This is a genomic window from Brevundimonas diminuta (assembly GCF_039673845.1).
GTDB classification, from domain to species: domain Bacteria; phylum Pseudomonadota; class Alphaproteobacteria; order Caulobacterales; family Caulobacteraceae; genus Brevundimonas; species Brevundimonas diminuta_E.
Genome location: NZ_JBDJMK010000011.1, coordinates 100,355 through 117,160, shown reverse-complemented (window position 1 = coordinate 117,160; position 16,806 = coordinate 100,355). Strand labels below are relative to the sequence as shown.

Sequence of the window (16,806 nt, the reverse complement as noted above, 5' to 3'; positions counted from 1 at the left end):
GATCGCCTCATGGCGAAGATCAGCCGCATGACGCCGGCAGTCCGCAAGGCGGCCGGGCAGGAAGCCTTCATGCAGGCCGAAGAGATGGCGGCTCAGATGCGCCGCATCGCCCCGGTCGATCCGACCCCTGACGATGGCCAGCACGTCCGCGATCACATCCATGTGGAAGAGGGCCGCCTGGGCGACGTCTCCTATGTCGTTTACAGCGACGCGAAGGACGGCCAGGGCCGGCCGAAGGCCGCACGCGTCGAGCTGGGGCACAAGGCGGCGGACGGCACCCATGTCCCTGCCCAGCCTTCGTTCTATCCGGTCGTGCGGACCAGCCAGAAGCGGGTGAAGCGCCGTATCACCGCCGCGATGCGCAAGGCGATCAGGAAGGAGGCGGGCCTGTGATTGATCTGTCGCTCCCCCTGCAGGCCGCCATCGTGAAGGCGCTGAAGGAAGACGCTGAACTGATCGGCCTGATCGGCGGGCGGGTCTATGACCGCGTGCCCGATAACCCCGTCGCTCCTTACATCACGGTCGGCGACATGCAGGTCGTGGACGACAGCAACCCCTGCCAGTCGCTGGCGGAATATTCGGGCCTGGTCGATTGCTGGTCCGAGGCGGTCGGCTATCCCGAGGTTAAGCGCATTGGCGCCGCGGCGGTTCGGGTCCTGAACGCCAAGCTGCCCGTGACAGGCGGCGCCATCATCATCCACCGCGTGGGCGTGTCCTACGCGCGCGAGCGCGACAACCTGACGAGCCGGGCGATCATCCGCCCGCGTTACGACATCCAGGCGCAAGCCTGACGAAATCCCGCCTCTGAGCGGTGCCTCGCCCCCACCAGGGCCTCCCTAAAAACAGGAGCTCCGCTATGTCGGATACCTTTGTCTCGACCGTCTCGGGCGAGCTTATTCTTGTTCAGATCGGCGACGGCGCAGACCCGGAGGTCTTCGCCCACGACTGTCTGATCAACGCCTCGCGCGGCCTGAGCCTGACGGCCAACGTCAGTGAACAGAGCGTCCCGAACTGCACCGATCCGTCGAAGCCCGACAAGATCCTGCGGCGCGTGGACTCGACCGACAGCACCATCTCCGGCGACGGCAAGCTGCACTCGTCCTCGACGCTGGCGTGGCTGAACCGCGTCGGCAAGGTGGTGAACATCAAGGTTCGGCAGGCCGGCGTATGGCAGGTGGCCGGCGCTTACATCCTGACCGAGTTCTCGATCACCGGCACGGCGCGCGAGTTCGCCACGGCCTCGGTGTCGCTGAGCCAGGCGGACGCTCCGACGATCACGGCTGACACGGGTTCGTAATGAGCCGCAGCGCCAAGGTTACGGCGCCGTTTGGCGACGGCGTCTACACCTTCCAGCTCGACATCGCCGGGCTGGAAGAGCTGGACGAGAAGTGCGACGCCGGCCCGGAGGAGATGTATCATCGCATCAACGAGGGCCGGTGGCGCGTACGGGACATCCGCGAGCCCATCCGCATCGGCCTGGTGCGCGGCGGGACCGACCCGATGCGCGCTCTGGCCTTGGTCGCACGCTATGCGGCCGAGGGTTATCTGGCCGACCTCAAGCCCCTCGCCATGAACATCCTGGGCTCCGCTCTTGTCGGCTCCCCCGAGGAGGACAAGGACATTCCGCCGGGGGAGACGAAGGGGGAGGCCTCAGGCCCCTCCCCCGAGGAAAACTCCGCTTCTCAGCCTACTACGAAATCGGCGCCGCCCTCGGATATTCCCCCCGCGAAGTGGGCCAATGCTCCATCTGGCAACTGATGGCGGCTTATCGCGGGTGGCGGAAAGCGAACGGTGTGGACGACAAGGGCGCGGCGCCATCTGACGCCGAGTTCCTGGCGGCGGTTGCAGGGCGGGGCTGAACGCCGTTAGCTGGGCTTTTTACGCCAAAAGGGGGCTACATGCTGACGGTCGATGAAATAGAGAACCTCACGCCTGAGGAGAAGGACGCCTATGAAGAAGGGTCGATGATCGACCGTGCAATCTTCACGAGCGTATGGCGCCGCAACAAGGGCGTAGCGGCTTATCGCGAGGGTCCAAAACCCCCGACCTCGCTCATGCGAACGTGTGGGATGGCGGGCTCGTTCGCGTTCTTCCTCTTCGGCGTGTTCGCCTTCCTTGCCACGGCGGCGACCGATGGCGAGGGAATGCTCTGGCTGGCTCTGTTCTCCAGCCTGTTCGGGATAAGTGTCTTTATGTGGATGCTCGGTGCCATCGAGCACCGCCTCATCCTGATCAACGAGACGCTAAAGCGTCAGGGCTGACGGCGTCGCCATAACGACATCGCAATAGCTGGCAGGGCGGTTCTTCGGAGCCGCCCTTTTTCAATGGGGTGGTGGAATGAATACTTCGAGCGCGCCCTGTAGACCTTCGCCCGCCCTGATGACGTTGGCAGCGGCCCCGAAGACCCGGTGGGTTTCAGGATCAATGCCGCTCCGATTCAATGGGGGTTCGTCGGCCGCCGAGGCGGAACAGCCGGGGGGTTCAGAATGTCGTGCTCCTGCTTCTCGTTCAGCACCACATTGAGGGAGCCGCCGCCCTCGAACTTGAGCCCCAAGACCAAATGCTGACTGTCGCTATCTCGGCTCAGAAACAGGCCATCCAACTTCGCGCCGACGGTCTGTCCGCCACCTAACAGCCCGGCGTAGATCATCTGGAGCGCGGCATCCTCTGACAACGACACGTAGAAATCGCTATCCCCGCCCCGAAACTCGGCGACCGCTTCCCCGCCCGCGAACACGAACCTAGCGTCGGTCGCCTTGTAAACCGGCTTCCCCTCGAACTCGTCGGCCATGTGATCCTCCCTCTTATGAGGGGCGAGAGCCTGCCCGGCTTACCGAACGCCGTCACCCTGAACAGAATTCGAACAAGGCTCGCTTCGGCGGGCCTTTTTCTATGGAGCCGCCATGTCCGACGAAATTGAACGGCTGCTCGTCCGCGTCGAAGCCAACGCGGTCGCCTTTGAAGGCCAGATGAAACGGGTGAACCGGGCGCTCTATGGGTCCTCCGCCGAAACCCGGAAGACCCTCGACCGCATCAAACGCGACACGGCGTCGGCTGCCCCGCAGATGTTCAAACCGATCGGCGACAGCTTCAGGCGCGAGCTGGCCGGCATGGCCGGGCCGCTGGCCGCGATCTTCAGCGCGGCTGAAGTCACGAAGATGGCTGACGAGTGGACAGACATGACCGGCCGGATGCGGCTGGCTGTCGACGCCGGCACCGACGTCGAGGACGCCATGGGCCGGATCGCCGACATGGCGGTGCGCACCTACTCGTCGCTGGAGAACACGTCCGAAGGCTTCTTCCGCAACGCCGGGATGATGCGGGAGCTGGGCTACAGCACCGACCAGACGCTGGATTACATCGAGGCGCTGAACAACGCCCTTGTCGTGTCCGGGGCTAAAGGCGCCCGCGCCGAAAGCGTCATCAGCGCCGTGTCGAAGGCGATGGCGAAGGGCAAGCTGGAGGGCGACAACCTCAACACCGTCATCGAGTCCGGCGGCCGGGTGTCAGAACTGCTCGCCGAGAAGCTGGGCGTTACGACGCTGCAGCTGGCGAAGCTGGGCAAGGACGGCAAGATCACCGGCCGGGTCATGTACGACGCGCTGTCGGGCAACCTGGAGAAGCTGCGCGCTGAGGCCGAGCTGATGCCCGCGTCGGTGGCAGATGCGTTTCAGAACCTGCGCACCGAACTGGTGAAGTTCATTGGCCAGACGGATCAATCGCTGGGCGCCTCGCAGAAGCTGGCGGCGGCCATCACCGCCGTTGGTCAGAACCTCGACCTGGTGACTAAGCTGGCCGGCGCGCTCGCAGCCATCATGGGCGTCCGCTTCGTCCTGGCCATGACGGCGAGCAGCGGGGCGATGATCGCCAACAGCGTCGCCAGCGCTCGCCTGATAATGTTCCAGACTGCCATGACCGCGAGCATGACCGGCACCACGCGCGCGGCGATGTTGTCGACAGCGGCGATGCGCGGTTTCACGGCGGCGCTGGTCGCTAATCCGGTGGGCGCCGCTCTCGTCGGCATCATGGCGGTGTCAGCTGGGATCATGGGCTTGGCCTCGGCGGCGCGCAAGGCTCAGGACAACGTCGAGACCTTCGACGCGGCGATGGCCGAGTCCAGCCGGGTGCTGGCGGAAGCCAGGGAGCACACGGACAAAGCAGCCGCATCGACCAAGAGCATCGGGGATAAGAGCGCCCAGGCCGTCGCGGGCGTCATGGGCCTTTGCGACGCCACCGGGAAGCTGGCTGACGAAACCTTCCGGCTTGCTGATGCACAAGCAGAAGCCGCGCGAACCGCCATCCTCGATCGCATCGCCAAGAACCGCGTTGAGATCGCCGATCGGTCAGCCCCCGGCCTGTGGACCCGCGTCGGCGAAGCGGCGGGAATGAAATACACCGACGGTCCCCACAAGGGGCGCTACGCGAAGGATGTTCGGGAAGAACAGATCAAAGCGCTGGAGCAGCAGAACGCTGGTCTGATGGCGGCGTCTATCGAGATGGGTCTGGCCGACGGCGCGAAGTGGACCAACCGCCCAAGGGCGACCGCGACAACGACCGACAGTGATCCGAAGAAGCCCAAAAAGGCCAGCGGCCCGACGCCAGCTGAACTCGCGGCCCAGCGGCAGATGCTGGACCTGCAGGCCGAAATCGAACTGCTGCGTGCACAGGGGCAGCGCGTTGCGGCCGACGCCAAGCAGGATCAGCTCGACCTACTGAACCTGACTGAGCAGTACGAGAAGGCCGGTTTCGCCAACGCCAAGGCGAAGGCTGAGGCCCACGTTAAAGCGCTGGCGACGGCTCGCGAGGCCAACCGCGCGGCTGAAGAGGCGGCGAAACTGGCCGAGGGTGAAGCGCGCGCGGGCCGGCTGACCAATGACTTCATGCTCGACATGCTGGACACGCAAGAGCAGTTGGCCCTGACTGACCGCGATGCGCTCGATGTACGACGCCAGATCCTCGCCATTCGGCAGGCGGAACGCCGCGCTGCGCTGGAGGCGGCGGCGGCCGACAAGGAAGCGACCGAAGCAGAGCGCGCAGCCGCTCGCGGCGCACTGGCGAATCTGCCGACGCTGGAGAAGAACGAGAGCCGCGCCCTAGATGGTTCCACGCAAGGCGCGCGCGACGTGAAGGGCATCGTGGCCGATCTGCGCGCGCCGGAGAGCGCCGTCGAGCGCGCGCGCGAAGCGTATGAAGAGATCGACCGCCTTCGTCAGCAAGACCTGATCAGCGACCAAGAAGCGGCCCTCGCCAAAGCCCAGATCGATGCCGACCTCAGGGATGCGAAGCTGGCCGGAACCCAGGCGATGTTCGGCGCGCTCGCCACCTTGCAGAACAGCTCGAACAAGAAGCTGGCGGCGCTTGGAAAAGCGGCGGCTCTTGCTCAGGCCACCATCGACGGCGTGCTTGCTGTGCAGAAAGCTTGGGGCTCGGCGCCTTTCCCGCTCAACCTCCCGGCTGTGGCCATCACCACGGCGGCGACCGCAGCGAATATCGCGACGATTGCGGGCATGGCGGACGGCGGCCTGGTGCGCGGCCCCGGCGGCCCGCGCGAGGACAAGGTGCTGCGCCGCCTGTCTAACGGCGAGTTCGTAGTGAACGCCAAGGCGACGGCCCAGAACCGCAGTTTGTTGGAAGCGATGAACAACGGGCAGCGCGTCCCCGGCCTGGCGAGCGGCGGTCTCGTCGGTCGCGCTGATGCCGCAGCGGCGTCGCTGGGTTCCGCCCGCTCAGGCTCATCGTCCAGCTTCTCCTACTCCCCCACCATCGACGCGCGCGGGGCGGACCTCGCCGCCATCGAGCGTCTGCGTCAGGTGATGGACGAGGACCGCGCCAACTTCGCCGAGCGGGTCAACGGAGTCCGTGAGAAGCGCGCGCGCTACCGGCTTGGGGGCCGCACATGACGATCATCCTGCCGCCGGCCGCACGCAACACCGACTATCTGATCCGCCCGGTTCGCAACTCCGAAGCGCAGCGGGCGGGCACCGGCGGGTCGCTGACCTCGCTGCGGCGCCCCGGCGACCACTGGGCCATTGAGATCGCGCCGGGCGCCCTGGCCACCACCTGCGGGCGACGGCTGTTGGCCGACATCGTGCGCGGCGTCGGAGAGCGCATCCGCGTGCCGATCCCCCAGCGCGGACTGGACACCGGCGAGCCGGGTTCGCCTGTCGTCCGTGGCGAGGGGCAGGCCGGGTCGTCCCTGAGGATATTCCGCCTGCCTATCGCGCATCCCCTGGTCAAAGGGCAGTTCGTCACGCTCGCCACGGCGGACGGCGCCAGCGCGCACATCCTGACCGCCGATGTCGTCGCCAACGGCAGCGGCGAAGCCGTCCTCAGCCTGTGGCCGATGCTGTGGCTCGAGCCGCGCGACGGCGACCCCGTCGAGGTGCGCGCTCCCTACGTCGAGGGCCTGATCGTGGATGAGGGCGGCCAGGCCTCCGCCGGCTTTCCGGCTGTGATGACCGACAGCTTTACGATTGAGGAGGGGTGATGGCGCCTGATCTTGTCGCCGCCCTAAAGGCCGGCTGGGCAATCGTCCACTTCGTCACCGTCAGTCTGCCCGGCCATACGATCCGCTGGACCGACGCCGGCTTCGCTCGCTGGGGCAGCGGCGTGTGGAAAGCGCGCGATCCGATCTTCGGGACGCTGCACGAAATCAGCGACATCACGGACGGCATCGATGACGACGCCTCTCCGGTCACCCTGACGATCACGCCGCCGTCGATGGCGGCGCTGGAGGCGATGGCCTCGGCCGATGCTCAGGGCGGCTGGGTGGTGATCCATCTGGCGGCGATCGATCCGGCCACCGGCACGCTGGCGACCCCCTATCAGCTGCACATGGGCGAGCTGGATCAGCCGCGTCTGGCGGCGGGCAAGGTCCGCCGACTGGAATACGACATCATCACCGGCGACGCGCGCGGCCTTCAGCCGAACGAGGAGCAGCGCCAGTCCGACGCTTTCCGCCAGCTGATCTGGCCCGGCGAGCGGGGCGACGAGTTCGCCACGGACGGCACCAAGCTCGTCTACTGGCGTGAGGACGAGCCTCGCAACGCGGTCGGCCTGTTGAGCGGCCGGGGCGGCGGCAAGAAGGACGACAACAAGGCCATCGAGTTCAGCTATGAGCCGAACGCTCCGCTGGCCTTTCCCTTTGGCCGGGTCGGGGTCGGCGGCTCGCTGCGCTATCGCGTCGGCTATGGCCCGACGAACCGCTGGCAATCCGTCGTGGCCACCGTCGGAGCTTCCGGCCCGGTCAGGGGCCTGGTCAACGCCTCGTTCGACGACGAAGTCACCTTCTTCGACGGTAACAACCGCGCGACCAACGGCTCGCACCGTGGCGAAATGTGGTTCAGCTTCCTGCCGGGAGCGCAGCCCTCGCCCGCACTGACGGCTCCGACCGGACCGAACGCCGATGGGGGACCGGCCGGCCTGTGGAGCCCCGCCCACAAGCTGTCGGGCCGACCCTGCTTCATGTGGACCGGCAAGGAGAACTCCAAGAAGAGCGAGTATCGCGGCGGGCTGCCCAAGCCGGTCCTGACCATCGACGGCCTCTACGGCTACGACCCGCTGCAGGACAGCACGCGCGGCGGGGACGGCACCTGCCGGATCGACAACCCGACGACGTGGCCCTGGCTGAATGAGGGCGCGCGCGCAGCGCTCAACTGGGCCATCGGGCGGTGGGAGGGCCAGGCGGCCAGCGGCCGCTATGGCGTGCCCTATCAGACCTGGGCGGTCGGCGGCATTGCGGCGCCTATCCAGACCATCGACGTGCAGGCCTTTGCTCATGCCGCCCGGATCGCCGATGCGAACAACTGGAAGGTCGCGGCTGTCCCGCGTTCGGACGAGGACAAGGTCGACGTCCTGAACGACCTGTTGAAGGCCTCCGGCGCAGTGCGTTCGCGCCGCTGCGGCATGATTTCGTGCGTATCGTTCGGCGCGCCCACGCCGTCGGTGCTGACCGCAACCGAGGCCGATACGATCGCAGCGCCCCAGGTTTCGCTGGCGCCGTCGCGGCTGGACCGTCGCAACACCGGGATCCCGTCTTTCCTCAGCGCTCAGCACCGCTGGGAACTGACGCCGATCGCCGCCGTGACGGATCAGGAATGGTTCGAGGAGGACGGCGGGCGCCACACCGAAGGCTACAGCTATCGCTATGTGCCGGCCGCCAAGCAGGCCGCCCAGCTCTGCTATCTCGACATGGCGACGGAGCGCGAGAAGGTCGAGGCCGAGGTCAACTTCAAGGCCTGGATGATGGCGTTGGAGCCCGGCGTGGCCTTCGACTGGGCGGCGCGTGAGTACGGGCTGGACGGCACCAAGGTGCGGGTGTGGAAGCGCACCTGGTCGCCGCGCTCCTGTTCGGTCAAGATCAAGTTCCGCGAAGAGACGGACGCCAAGTACGCCAAGGCCTTCGCCCAGACCGGGGAGGCGCCGCCGGCCTTTGCGCCGCCCCTGCCTCCCGTCGTCAGCGTGCCGGTCAACCGTCCGATCTGGACCAGCGATCCCTATCCGGTCACCGGCTCGCCGGGCACGATCAAGGTTGCGCCGCACGAAGCGATGATGCCGTGGGGCGAGATCGTCAGCATCGCCGGAGCGATCATCAGCGGGCTGGACGGCACGAAGATCTACGGCGTGTTCTGGCGCCCGGCCGACAGCGACGGCCAGGGCGGCGGCGTCGAGGTCGAAGCCTATCCGGCGTCAAGCCATATGGCGGACGGCAGCTGGATCTTCCTCGGCTGGCAGGCGCCCGCCAATGAGCGCGGAGAGTTCCCGCCACTGCCCGTGGCGCCGCCGGGGCATGGCGGCATCGGCGACGCTCCGGGCCTGCCCATCGCGGGCGGGCTGGCGCCGGATGCGGCCGAGAAGGTCGTGCAAGAGGTCCTCGACAAGGTAGGCGAGGCGCAGGAAGACACCGAAACGGCGCGTCGTCAGGCTGAACTGACGCTTGAGACGATCCTCAATGAGAACGACGCCTTGGTGAAGGAGGTCAAGGAGCGAGGCGAGGGGATCGCCATCGCCTATCAGAGCGCGGTCGAGCACGCAGACAACAAGATCGCCGAAGTCACCTACACCATGGCCACCATCGCCATGTTGAACGACGCCCAGGCGGCGACGCTGAACCAGTCGAAGTCCTACACCGACGGGCGCGTCGCGATGGCGATGAACACGGTCTATACCAAGGCCGAGGTTGATAACGGTCGGGCGATCACGCTTCAGGAAGCCAAGTCGTATTCCGACGACAAGTCTCAAGAGGCCTCGCTGCTCTACGCCACAAAGGCCGAGCGGGAGAACGGGGATGCTGCGACCTACGCGTCGATGAAGTCCTATGTCGATGCGTACAAGGTTGAGGCGAGCCTGACCTTTGCCAGTCAGTCGAGCTTGAACAGCACAACGGCCACGGCGGCGCTGGCGCTTAGCACGGCGATAGACGCCAAAGATCAGCTGGGCGAGGCGTCGTTCAGCCTGATGGCTGCGTCCGGCGGCGATCCAGCCGTTATCTACGGAAAGGCTAAGGGGTCGACCTCCGTGGCCGGGATGGTGGCCAGCGTTCTGCGTTTCAGCAACGTGGTCGGCGGTGCGTTCGTCGAGGCCATGAAGCTTGTGGCGGGCGAAGTTTTCTTCATGCGCCCGATCTACATTGATGCGGGCGGCAAGCGTTTGATCGTCGGGCCGGGCAACGGCTGGGTGCTGTGGTTCGGGGCTAACACCATCAGCGCCCCCTCAGCCACCCGGACGAACGGTCATTGGGCCTTCGGCACGGACGGCAAGGTCTATTACGGCTCGACAGAGCTTGGGTCGGGTGGGGCTGGTTTTCATGCCCAGGCGAACTTCACCGTCCGGATCGGCACCCGCACCTCACCGGGCCTCGCTACGACCTCTGTCGTGACCATTTCCACGTCGGGCGCCACAGGGTCGGTGTCCTATGCCTGGTCCCAGATCGGCGGCACGGAGACGTGGGGCATCACCGCGCCGTCGGGTCCTGCGACAGCTTTCAACGTCAATGTTTCGAACCCGGGTGAGCAGAAGCGGGCGCAGTTCGCCTGCCTCGTCACCGACGCCGGGTCGGGAAAGGCCTGGACGATCATCGTCGGGGCCACAGCCATCTACAACGTCTGATCAAGGAGACTGCCATGTCTGCTCTCATCCCGCTCGCCATCATTGCGGCCATCGTGGTCGTCGGCATCGTCGCGCTGCGCCGTCGCGCGTCGTCCGGTGGACCCGGCGGCAACGGCGGATCGCGCGGTCGTCGCGGCGCCAACAAGCACTGAGTGGAGGACTGACCTATGGCTCTGACCGATGCCCAATGGGCCGAGGCGGTAACAGGCATCATTGTCCGGATGATCGATGACACATTGCCGGAGGAGGAGGCGGCACTTGAATGGGCGGACGCTACCGGCAACTGGACGGTCAGCGCCTCAAACATCCTGGAGCTATCGGAGCGCGTCACTCGTTTCCTGGCCCGGCTCAATGGCCTGATCCTGACAGAGGGACCGCCTGACGTTGCGCTCGGCGAGCTGAACACCTTCGCTTACGACACGGTGAACGGCGCACTCTACGGCCCGAAGACGCTCACAGGGTGGGGCGAGCCGGTTTCTCTTGTCGGCCCTCAAGGCGCCAAGGGTGACGCCGGGGATGCGGGACCGAAGGGAGATCAGGGCGACACCGGCCCTAAGGGGGACAAGGGCGATCGAGGCGAGCAAGGCATTCAGGGCATCCAGGGTGAACAGGGTGTCCAGGGCGAGCGAGGCCTGAAGGGCGACAAAGGGGATCGGGGCGAGAAGGGCGACAGGGGCGAGGCTTTTGCGGTCAATGCCCAAGGCACCCTGTCGGGGCGTGACGCCTACGACGCCGAGCCGGTCGGCTTCTCCTATCTCGATGTCGACAACGGCAACCTCTACTTCCGGGTGGCGCCGAGCGGGTGGTCTACCCCCATCCCGTTCGGCAAGGGGGAAAAAGGCGACAAGGGCGACAAGGGGGATCCTGGCGATGAGGGACCGCAAGGGCCTGCGGGGGAGGATGGCGCGCCCGGCTCAGATGCTCAGGTCGTCTTCGCTACCGTCGCCGAGGTGCGGGCTGGCGCTGTCGGCGGCAAGGTCATCTCGCCCAAGGCGGCAGCAGAGGCCCAGGCCACCGTCGTTATCACGCGAGCAGACGCGGCGACCGGCGTGAACTTCGACAGCTTCATCAACGCCCAGATCGTGCTGGATGCGAATGGAACGCTGGGGCCGCCATCGGGAGGCTATCCCGGCAAGTCCGGCCTGATCACCCTGTCCAATGCCACAGGAACAGCCTCGCTTGCCTTCAACGCCGCCTATCGGATGCCCAAGGGCGGCATCACCATTGAGGGCGGTGTGAATGCCGCGACCCGCATCCCCTACATGATCGGCGGCGCTGGCGCCGTGATCCTGTTCCCTGCCTCGAAGTGGTCCTGACCGATGTTTCTTCCTAATCCGGGGATCATGGCGGCGGGGGCGGGTGTAGTGCCGCCAGGGCAAGCTCTGATCACCACGAGCGGTTCGTTCATCGTGCCCGAAGGTGTGTTCATGATCTGTGGCGTGGCCATCGGTCATGGGGGCAATCAATCTGACGACGCAGGGCTCATCCTCACTGGCGGCGGCGGCGGCTTGGCCTACAGCAACGACATACCTGTGACGCCGGGGGAAATGCTCTCCATCACGATCACCAATACTGAAGCTGCAGTGAGGCGCGGGGGTGTTATCCTTCTTCGTGCAACAGGCGCCAGTGCTTGGACAGGGGGGCAGGGCACACACGGCCAAGTTCTGCGCGCAGGCGGCTGGGGCAGCTATTCATCGCAACCGGGCTTCCGGGCGACCGGCGCCAGCGCTGCGGGATACACCACGGACGGCGAGAGCGGCGGCGAACGCGGGACTAGCGGACGGGCAGGGCAAGGTACTCCTCTGCTTGGCGGCACTGCGGCAGGTGCCGCGGGCTCAGCGGCCACCGTTCAAGAGGCGACTTATGGCGGCGGCGCGGGCCGTGATGTCAATCGGGGATTGGGCGGCGTTCGGTTGATCTGGGGCGCTGGCCGCGCCTTCCCTAACACCAACACCGGAGATATTACGGCATGACCTGGCACCTGTACGGTGACCCCCTCCCGCTCGACCCCGGCAGCGGCTGGCCGGTGATCGACGGCTATCAGTATCCGCCCAGCGATCAGGCACGGCTGGAAGCTGAGGGGGCGGTATGGATCGCGCCTGAGCCTCCTGCACTTACGGCCGAGGACTGTCTCGCAGCCCTCGCAGAAATGCGCTGGCAGAGGTCGCAGCACTTCGTCTTTGACGGGGTGCCGACGCAGGCTGACCCGGCCATCGCCGTCGTCAACGCGACACTCGCCATGCGCCAGCGGCGCGGCGTTCCGGCCGAGGCAGTGCAGACGTGGAAGCTCTCGCAGGCTGATTTCCGCCAGTGGGATGAAGCCCAGATCGAGGCCTTCGGCTTCGCCATCGCTGACCACATCCAAGGCTGCTTCGACCGGGAAGCCGATCTGTCGGCCCTGATTGTCGGCGCAGAAGACCCCGGCGCTGTCGACATTGCGACCGGCTGGCCTGGCGATGTTTGACCGCCTGATCATCGAGGTCGCCGCACTGGTCGGCCTGATCCTGCTGGCGGTGTTCGCGGCAGGCTTTGCGACCGGACGGTTGACCCGGCGCTGACGAACCCGGTTCGTCTCCCCTCACAATCCATCGCGTAGGAGCCCGCATGTCTGCAGGCGACGAAATCATGACTCCGGTCTCAAAGCCGGAGGCCGTCAGCATGGCCGAGATCCATGCCATGCGAGGTCTCACCGACGCGGTGTCAGCCCTTGGCCGTCAGGTCGAGCGGATGAACGCCAAGGTCGATGACGTGCGCGAGCGGGTCATCAAGCTGGAGGCGCGCGAATACGAGCGGCAGATCGAGACGCTGAACGACCGTCTGTCGGCCGCTTTCAAGCGCATCGACGACCTCGAGGGGACGCGAGATCAGCAGAAGGGCGCCAAGGCCCTGGTCGATTGGCTGCGTCAGACGGCGCCGTGGCTGCTGGCCGGCATTGCCGCCTTCGTCGCCGGGATCGGCATCAAGAACGGAGCTGGAGCATGAGCCGTAAACCACCCCGGTGGTGGCCGCAGGTGATCAACCTGCCGCGCACCACGACCATCCTCGCTCTCGGATTCCTCGGCGGGAACCTGCTGTTCCTGCCGGTCATCGCCTGGCTGGGCGACATGGTGGCCGAGCGCTATGCTGACGCGGTCATGCTGGTGGCGTCCATGTTCAAGGACGGGATGCTGCTGATCCTCGGCTTCTACTTCGGCCGGAACCAAGGCAGCGAAAGCGGTGACGGAGGATCGGTCAGTCTTTCGGCGGGGTATCGCGACCGGCGCTCTGGCGCGAGGTCCGGCCAATAAGCCACCCGATCATGACGATGCCGCCCGCGCCAAGAAAAGTCATTGCCCGATCAGCTATCGGCCCTTCACCCAGAATGCCCAGCGCCGCCATAGCGATGATCCAAATCGCAACCGCTGCCGTCGCGCCGCGGAACTTCAGCTTTATGCCGAGTTGCTTCAACCAATCCACTCGTAGCCCCTCCCACGAATCTTAATCTGGCGACAGTCCACGGCGGCGGTCACTGGATCAAGCGGCGGCTTCTACTTCGGACGCAATCAAGCAAGCGACCAACTGCCTCGCTCTGGGCGCCCCGCGTGGAGATTGGCCTGCAGCAGTCAGGGCCAGATCAGGTTCACTCGTTTCTCAGCCAGGACGCGACGGCGTGAATCGCGCGGATGTCCAATCCATCACATCGTTGACCGGCAGAAACATTAACGGCGACCACATCGAGCATGGCCGCCGCTTCTTCTGCTGACTTTGGGGTGTGGCGGAGAATGATGCTCTCCAGCCGATCCATAATGTCTTCATCTGCGCCCACAGTTTGGCGCCAAAGCTCTGCAGTTCGCGCGATTGAGACGCCCATTTCAGCCCTCCCAAGCTGACTAAGTCTGGATGTAATCGGCTAACGTCGGTTCTTTCCGTTCAGAGGTTGCAATCAACGTTCTTCGGTGATGCGTGTGGAGGATATCCACGAAAATGTTAACTGATAATCACCGCTCTTGAGGGGCTCTGAGTGCGCGATGTCCACGCCTCAAGGAGCGCCAACAACGCCTATCGAGAACACTTAAATCCTCCGCAGAGAACGCCATTTAGCGCTCAGTGTAGAGGTCGCGGCCTCACAGGTTGCGGCATGAAGTCCTCGCACTTCCAATCATCATCGCCAGTCGTCGCTATGCAGACGTGATAAGCGCGATCGTACCACCACCCATGCGGGCTGTGGCCAAGGTTGAAGCCCGCAACAAGCGTGAAGAAAAACAGCCTCGGTCTCTTCATGACAAGAGGCTGCCACATGCGCGCTGCGCGCGCACCCCTGACAACCAGAACTGGAGACAACATGCTCGACGCACGTCGATTGCAGGTGCGCCTCGGCGTGCCCGCTGATGGGATCATCGGTGCGGGAACCCTGACTGCGCTGTTCGCGCGGATGGGCGCCCAGAAGCCGATCGCGGAGGAGCTGGGCCTCGCGGCCAACGTCCACTTCCGCACCTACGGCATTCTCGATAGCGGCCTGCGCCTGGCGCACTTCATGGGCCAGTGCGGTCATGAGAGCGGCGGCTTCCGATACATGGAGGAGATCGCCAGCGGAGCCGCCTATGAGGGACGCGCGGATCTCGGCAACACCCAGCCGGGCGACGGCCGCCGGTTCAAGGGGCGTGGGCCAATTCAGACCACAGGGCGCGCGAACTATCGCCGGGACGGCCGAGCGTTGGGTATTGACCTGGAGCGCCACCCGCATCTCCTGTCGATCCCGTCTTTGGGGCTGCTGGCCAGCACGCTCTTCTGGTCGCGCATGGGTCTCAACGCCTATGCCGATCAGGACAACGGCGCGGCCTGTTCTCGCGGTGTGAACCGGGGCAACCCGAAGTCTGCCAAGGCGGCGAACCATGAATCTGAGCGCGCAGCCCTGACAGCCAAGGCCAAGGAGCTGATCCTGTGATCCGCACCCTGACCGCCACCGGCTGGCTCGCCGTTGGCTGCCTTGCGCTCGCCCTGACCCTTCTGGCCATGTGCGCCGTCGATGGCCGTCAGAGGGCATCTGACAGGGCTCGGCAGGCCGAGGCGGGTAAGACCCTCGCCGAGGGCCGCACAGCCGCTGCGCAGGACGCCAGCGCTATTCGGGATCGTGCCGACGCCCGAGACCAACAGATCGACCAGTCCACACAGGAGACGACCGATGCAATCCGCAATGCGCCTGACGATGCTGCTGCTGGCGACCACGGCCTTAGGAGCCTGTGCCGGCTCTACCCGGATCGTGACCCCCGCTGTCGGATGCTCGATGCTCGTCCCGGCCGGGTGGGCTGATCCTGTTCCGTCCGCCGCCTTTCCGCAGGACGCCGCCTCAGTCCGCGATTGGCAGGTGTTTGGCGTCGAGCAGTCGGGCCAACTGGCCAAGGCCAACGGGCGCACCTCGGACGTGATCGGGATCGTACGGGCTTGCGAGGCGCGTGATGCGGAGGCCGTCAAGCGAATAGGGCGGCCGTGGTGGGCTCGCCTCAGGCCGGGCTAGGGTATCGGTCTGAACGACCCCCTTTCGCGTCGAGCCCTCAGGCTCCGCTATACGCCCCGTCGCCCTAACCGGGTGGCGGGGCTTTCTTCGTTTCAGGGGCCAATTTCAGTTGGGAAAACGCTCGTAACCCATTGATTCATAACAAGCCGAAATTGCCTCGGTTGGGCGCTACTGCGTTGATCTCTATAGGACCTTTGGAGCTTCCCAAGCTGAATGTCGCGAGTTCGATTCTCGCTACCCGCTCCAAGCATTTCAATACTTCATCATCTGCGCGGCGGGTGCTGCCTTCGCCGGACTGTGCAACCTGCCCTTAGCGCTGCGGGCGGATGGTCAGCTGGAAGGCGACCATGCCTTCTGCGACGTCGGTGCGGATGCCCTGATAGCCGCGCAGGCCCTTGGCCTCGATCTCGCGATAGACCACGCCGAAAGAGCTTTGCAGGGCGCCGCGGCGGTAGGCCACGCCGATGGAGGCGTCGCCGAGGTAGGCGCCCGCGTCCTGGGTCACGCCGGATCCGGCGAACTCGCCGTCGCGCGTGCGGGCGAAGTTGTAGCCGACGGCGCGCTTTGATCCGGCGGCGTACAGATACCAGCGCGGGCGCTCGCCGAAGGCTTCGTCGCCGTTGGGGGCGAGGCGGTCCAGATTTTCACCGATGCGCAGGGTGGCGCCCGCCTCGGCCGAGGGGCCGTCGCTGCCGACGCCGAAGCCCGCGTGGGGCGTCAGCGACACCTCCAGACCCGAGGCCGTGCGCGCCTTGGCCGCCGTCCAGCCGCGCGTATAGGTGACGTCATAGCTCTCGCCGCTGAAGGCGACCGGGTCCAGCGCGCGGGGCGGCAGGGGCGAGCCGTCGGCGCGGCGCAGTTCGCCCGTCGTCACCACGCGAAGGCGGTCGGTGAAGCCGTCTCCGGCGAACCAGGCTTCCTGTCGCAGGCGACCGCGGTCGATGTTGAGGCGCGAGACGTCGTTGAACTCGACCGGGGCGCCGAAGGCGGCGTCCGGTTCGGCCGAAAAGGGCAGGCGGCTGTCCAACCGGGCGGAGGCGTCCTCGAAGCGGATGGCCTCGCCGCCCGGCGCGGCGGCTTCATTAAAGGCGACGGTTTCGGCGGCGGCGACGGCCTGCGGCAAGGCGAGCGCGGTCGTCGGGGCGATCGCCGCGATCATCCATCCTGCCCATGCCATGCCTCGCATCAACGGTCCTCCCGATCCG

At 66.0% G+C, this 16,806-nt stretch carries 18 protein-coding genes; 15 read left to right on the top strand and 3 right to left on the bottom strand.

Features of this window, described 5'->3' with window-relative positions; all coding sequences use genetic code 11:
- Positions 1–9 precede the first annotated feature (9 nt).
- The 5 genes from ABE454_RS13415 to ABE454_RS13395 all read left to right on the top strand — a co-directional run bounded on the left by ABE454_RS13415 (position 10) and on the right by ABE454_RS13395 (position 2,261).
- Complete coding sequence (locus ABE454_RS13415) at positions 10–393, top strand: hypothetical protein (RefSeq protein ID WP_346532407.1); 384 nt, start codon at positions 10–12, stop codon at positions 391–393.
- Positions 390–791, top strand: coding sequence for a DUF3168 domain-containing protein (locus ABE454_RS13410; protein ID WP_346532406.1), 402 nt, complete (start codon positions 390–392; stop codon positions 789–791). The genes ABE454_RS13415 and ABE454_RS13410 overlap by 4 nt, the downstream gene beginning before the upstream one ends.
- A 65-nt stretch (positions 792–856) precedes the next feature.
- The gene (locus ABE454_RS13405; RefSeq protein WP_346532405.1) at positions 857–1,297 is read left to right on the top strand and encodes a phage tail tube protein; all 441 of its coding nucleotides are present in this window, start codon (positions 857–859) and stop codon (positions 1,295–1,297) included.
- On the top strand, positions 1,297–1,758 hold the full coding sequence (locus ABE454_RS13400; RefSeq protein ID WP_346532403.1) for a gene transfer agent family protein: 462 nt from the start codon (positions 1,297–1,299) through the stop codon (positions 1,756–1,758). The genes ABE454_RS13405 and ABE454_RS13400 overlap by 1 nt, the downstream gene beginning before the upstream one ends.
- A 140-nt stretch (positions 1,759–1,898) precedes the next feature.
- The gene (locus ABE454_RS13395) at positions 1,899–2,261 is read left to right on the top strand and encodes a hypothetical protein (RefSeq protein ID WP_346532401.1); all 363 of its coding nucleotides are present in this window, start codon (positions 1,899–1,901) and stop codon (positions 2,259–2,261) included.
- Between the two features lie 176 nt (positions 2,262–2,437).
- Here ABE454_RS13395 and ABE454_RS13390 read toward each other — a convergent pair whose 3' ends face one another.
- Complete coding sequence (locus tag ABE454_RS13390) at positions 2,438–2,791, bottom strand: hypothetical protein (protein WP_346532399.1); 354 nt, start codon at positions 2,789–2,791, stop codon at positions 2,438–2,440.
- Positions 2,792–2,903: 112 nt separating this feature from the next.
- Between ABE454_RS13390 and ABE454_RS13385 the strand changes: the two genes are divergently transcribed.
- From ABE454_RS13385 to ABE454_RS13350, 8 genes are all read left to right on the top strand, one after another.
- Positions 2,904–5,900, top strand: a complete 2,997-nt coding sequence (locus ABE454_RS13385) for a tape measure protein (RefSeq protein WP_346532397.1) — start codon at positions 2,904–2,906, stop codon at positions 5,898–5,900.
- Entirely contained in the window at positions 5,897–6,487 is a 591-nt protein-coding gene (locus tag ABE454_RS13380) for a hypothetical protein (protein ID WP_346532396.1), read from the top strand. The genes ABE454_RS13385 and ABE454_RS13380 overlap by 4 nt, the downstream gene beginning before the upstream one ends.
- On the top strand, positions 6,487–10,107 hold the full coding sequence (locus tag ABE454_RS13375) for a hypothetical protein (RefSeq protein ID WP_346532394.1): 3,621 nt from the start codon (positions 6,487–6,489) through the stop codon (positions 10,105–10,107). Before ABE454_RS13380 ends, ABE454_RS13375 begins: the two co-directional genes overlap by 1 nt.
- Before the next feature lie 14 nt (positions 10,108–10,121).
- Complete coding sequence (locus tag ABE454_RS13370) at positions 10,122–10,259, top strand: hypothetical protein (RefSeq protein ID WP_346532392.1); 138 nt, start codon at positions 10,122–10,124, stop codon at positions 10,257–10,259.
- Positions 10,260–10,274: 15 nt separating this feature from the next.
- Entirely contained in the window at positions 10,275–11,423 is a 1,149-nt protein-coding gene (locus ABE454_RS13365; protein ID WP_346532391.1) for a hypothetical protein, read from the top strand.
- Positions 11,424–12,076: 653 nt separating this feature from the next.
- Complete coding sequence (locus tag ABE454_RS13360) at positions 12,077–12,571, top strand: DUF4376 domain-containing protein (protein ID WP_346532390.1); 495 nt, start codon at positions 12,077–12,079, stop codon at positions 12,569–12,571.
- 161 nt (positions 12,572–12,732) lie between these two features.
- Positions 12,733–13,089: a hypothetical protein gene (locus tag ABE454_RS13355; protein WP_346532388.1), complete on the top strand. Its 357-nt coding sequence runs from the start codon at positions 12,733–12,735 to the stop codon at positions 13,087–13,089.
- Complete coding sequence (locus ABE454_RS13350) at positions 13,086–13,394, top strand: hypothetical protein (RefSeq protein WP_346532386.1); 309 nt, start codon at positions 13,086–13,088, stop codon at positions 13,392–13,394. The genes ABE454_RS13355 and ABE454_RS13350 overlap by 4 nt, the downstream gene beginning before the upstream one ends.
- Positions 13,395–13,726: 332 nt before the next feature.
- Here the strand turns inward: ABE454_RS13350 and ABE454_RS13345 are convergent, their stop codons facing one another.
- Positions 13,727–13,957 (bottom strand): hypothetical protein, encoded by a 231-nt coding sequence (locus ABE454_RS13345; RefSeq protein WP_346532384.1) that lies wholly within the window; start codon positions 13,955–13,957, stop codon positions 13,727–13,729.
- Positions 13,958–14,428: 471 nt separating this feature from the next.
- Here ABE454_RS13345 and ABE454_RS13340 point away from each other — a divergent pair, with 471 nt between their 5' ends.
- Positions 14,429–15,031, top strand: a complete 603-nt coding sequence (locus ABE454_RS13340) for a glycoside hydrolase family 19 protein (RefSeq protein WP_346532382.1) — start codon at positions 14,429–14,431, stop codon at positions 15,029–15,031.
- Positions 15,028–15,396, top strand: a complete 369-nt coding sequence (locus ABE454_RS13335; RefSeq protein WP_346532380.1) for a hypothetical protein — start codon at positions 15,028–15,030, stop codon at positions 15,394–15,396. Before ABE454_RS13340 ends, ABE454_RS13335 begins: the two co-directional genes overlap by 4 nt.
- 515 nt (positions 15,397–15,911) lie before the next feature.
- Here the strand turns inward: ABE454_RS13335 and ABE454_RS13330 are convergent.
- On the bottom strand, positions 15,912–16,778 hold the full coding sequence (locus tag ABE454_RS13330; protein ID WP_346532378.1) for a lipid A-modifier LpxR family protein: 867 nt from the start codon (positions 16,776–16,778) through the stop codon (positions 15,912–15,914).
- Positions 16,779–16,806 lie beyond the last annotated feature (28 nt).

What these genes read in the sequence shown, in the direction of transcription:
- ABE454_RS13415 (WP_346532407.1), top strand. Translation starts at nt 10, where the DNA reads ATGGCGAAGATCAGCCGCATGACGCCGGCAGTCCGCAAGGCGGCCGGG.
- ABE454_RS13405 (WP_346532405.1), top strand. Translation starts at nt 857, where the DNA reads ATGTCGGATACCTTTGTCTCGACCGTCTCGGGCGAGCTTATTCTTGTT.
- ABE454_RS13400 (WP_346532403.1), top strand. Translation starts at nt 1,297, where the DNA reads ATGAGCCGCAGCGCCAAGGTTACGGCGCCGTTTGGCGACGGCGTCTAC.
- ABE454_RS13395 (WP_346532401.1), top strand. Translation starts at nt 1,899, where the DNA reads ATGCTGACGGTCGATGAAATAGAGAACCTCACGCCTGAGGAGAAGGAC.
- ABE454_RS13390 (WP_346532399.1), bottom strand. Translation starts at nt 2,791, where the DNA reads ATGGCCGACGAGTTCGAGGGGAAGCCGGTTTACAAGGCGACCGACGCT.
- ABE454_RS13385 (WP_346532397.1), top strand. Translation starts at nt 2,904, where the DNA reads ATGTCCGACGAAATTGAACGGCTGCTCGTCCGCGTCGAAGCCAACGCG.
- ABE454_RS13380 (WP_346532396.1), top strand. Translation starts at nt 5,897, where the DNA reads ATGACGATCATCCTGCCGCCGGCCGCACGCAACACCGACTATCTGATC.
- ABE454_RS13375 (WP_346532394.1), top strand. Translation starts at nt 6,487, where the DNA reads ATGGCGCCTGATCTTGTCGCCGCCCTAAAGGCCGGCTGGGCAATCGTC.
- ABE454_RS13370 (WP_346532392.1), top strand. Translation starts at nt 10,122, where the DNA reads ATGTCTGCTCTCATCCCGCTCGCCATCATTGCGGCCATCGTGGTCGTC.
- ABE454_RS13365 (WP_346532391.1), top strand. Translation starts at nt 10,275, where the DNA reads ATGGCTCTGACCGATGCCCAATGGGCCGAGGCGGTAACAGGCATCATT.
- ABE454_RS13360 (WP_346532390.1), top strand. Translation starts at nt 12,077, where the DNA reads ATGACCTGGCACCTGTACGGTGACCCCCTCCCGCTCGACCCCGGCAGC.
- ABE454_RS13355 (WP_346532388.1), top strand. Translation starts at nt 12,733, where the DNA reads ATGACTCCGGTCTCAAAGCCGGAGGCCGTCAGCATGGCCGAGATCCAT.
- ABE454_RS13350 (WP_346532386.1), top strand. Translation starts at nt 13,086, where the DNA reads ATGAGCCGTAAACCACCCCGGTGGTGGCCGCAGGTGATCAACCTGCCG.
- ABE454_RS13345 (WP_346532384.1), bottom strand. Translation starts at nt 13,957, where the DNA reads ATGGGCGTCTCAATCGCGCGAACTGCAGAGCTTTGGCGCCAAACTGTG.
- ABE454_RS13340 (WP_346532382.1), top strand. Translation starts at nt 14,429, where the DNA reads ATGCTCGACGCACGTCGATTGCAGGTGCGCCTCGGCGTGCCCGCTGAT.
- ABE454_RS13330 (WP_346532378.1), bottom strand. Translation starts at nt 16,778, where the DNA reads ATGGCATGGGCAGGATGGATGATCGCGGCGATCGCCCCGACGACCGCG.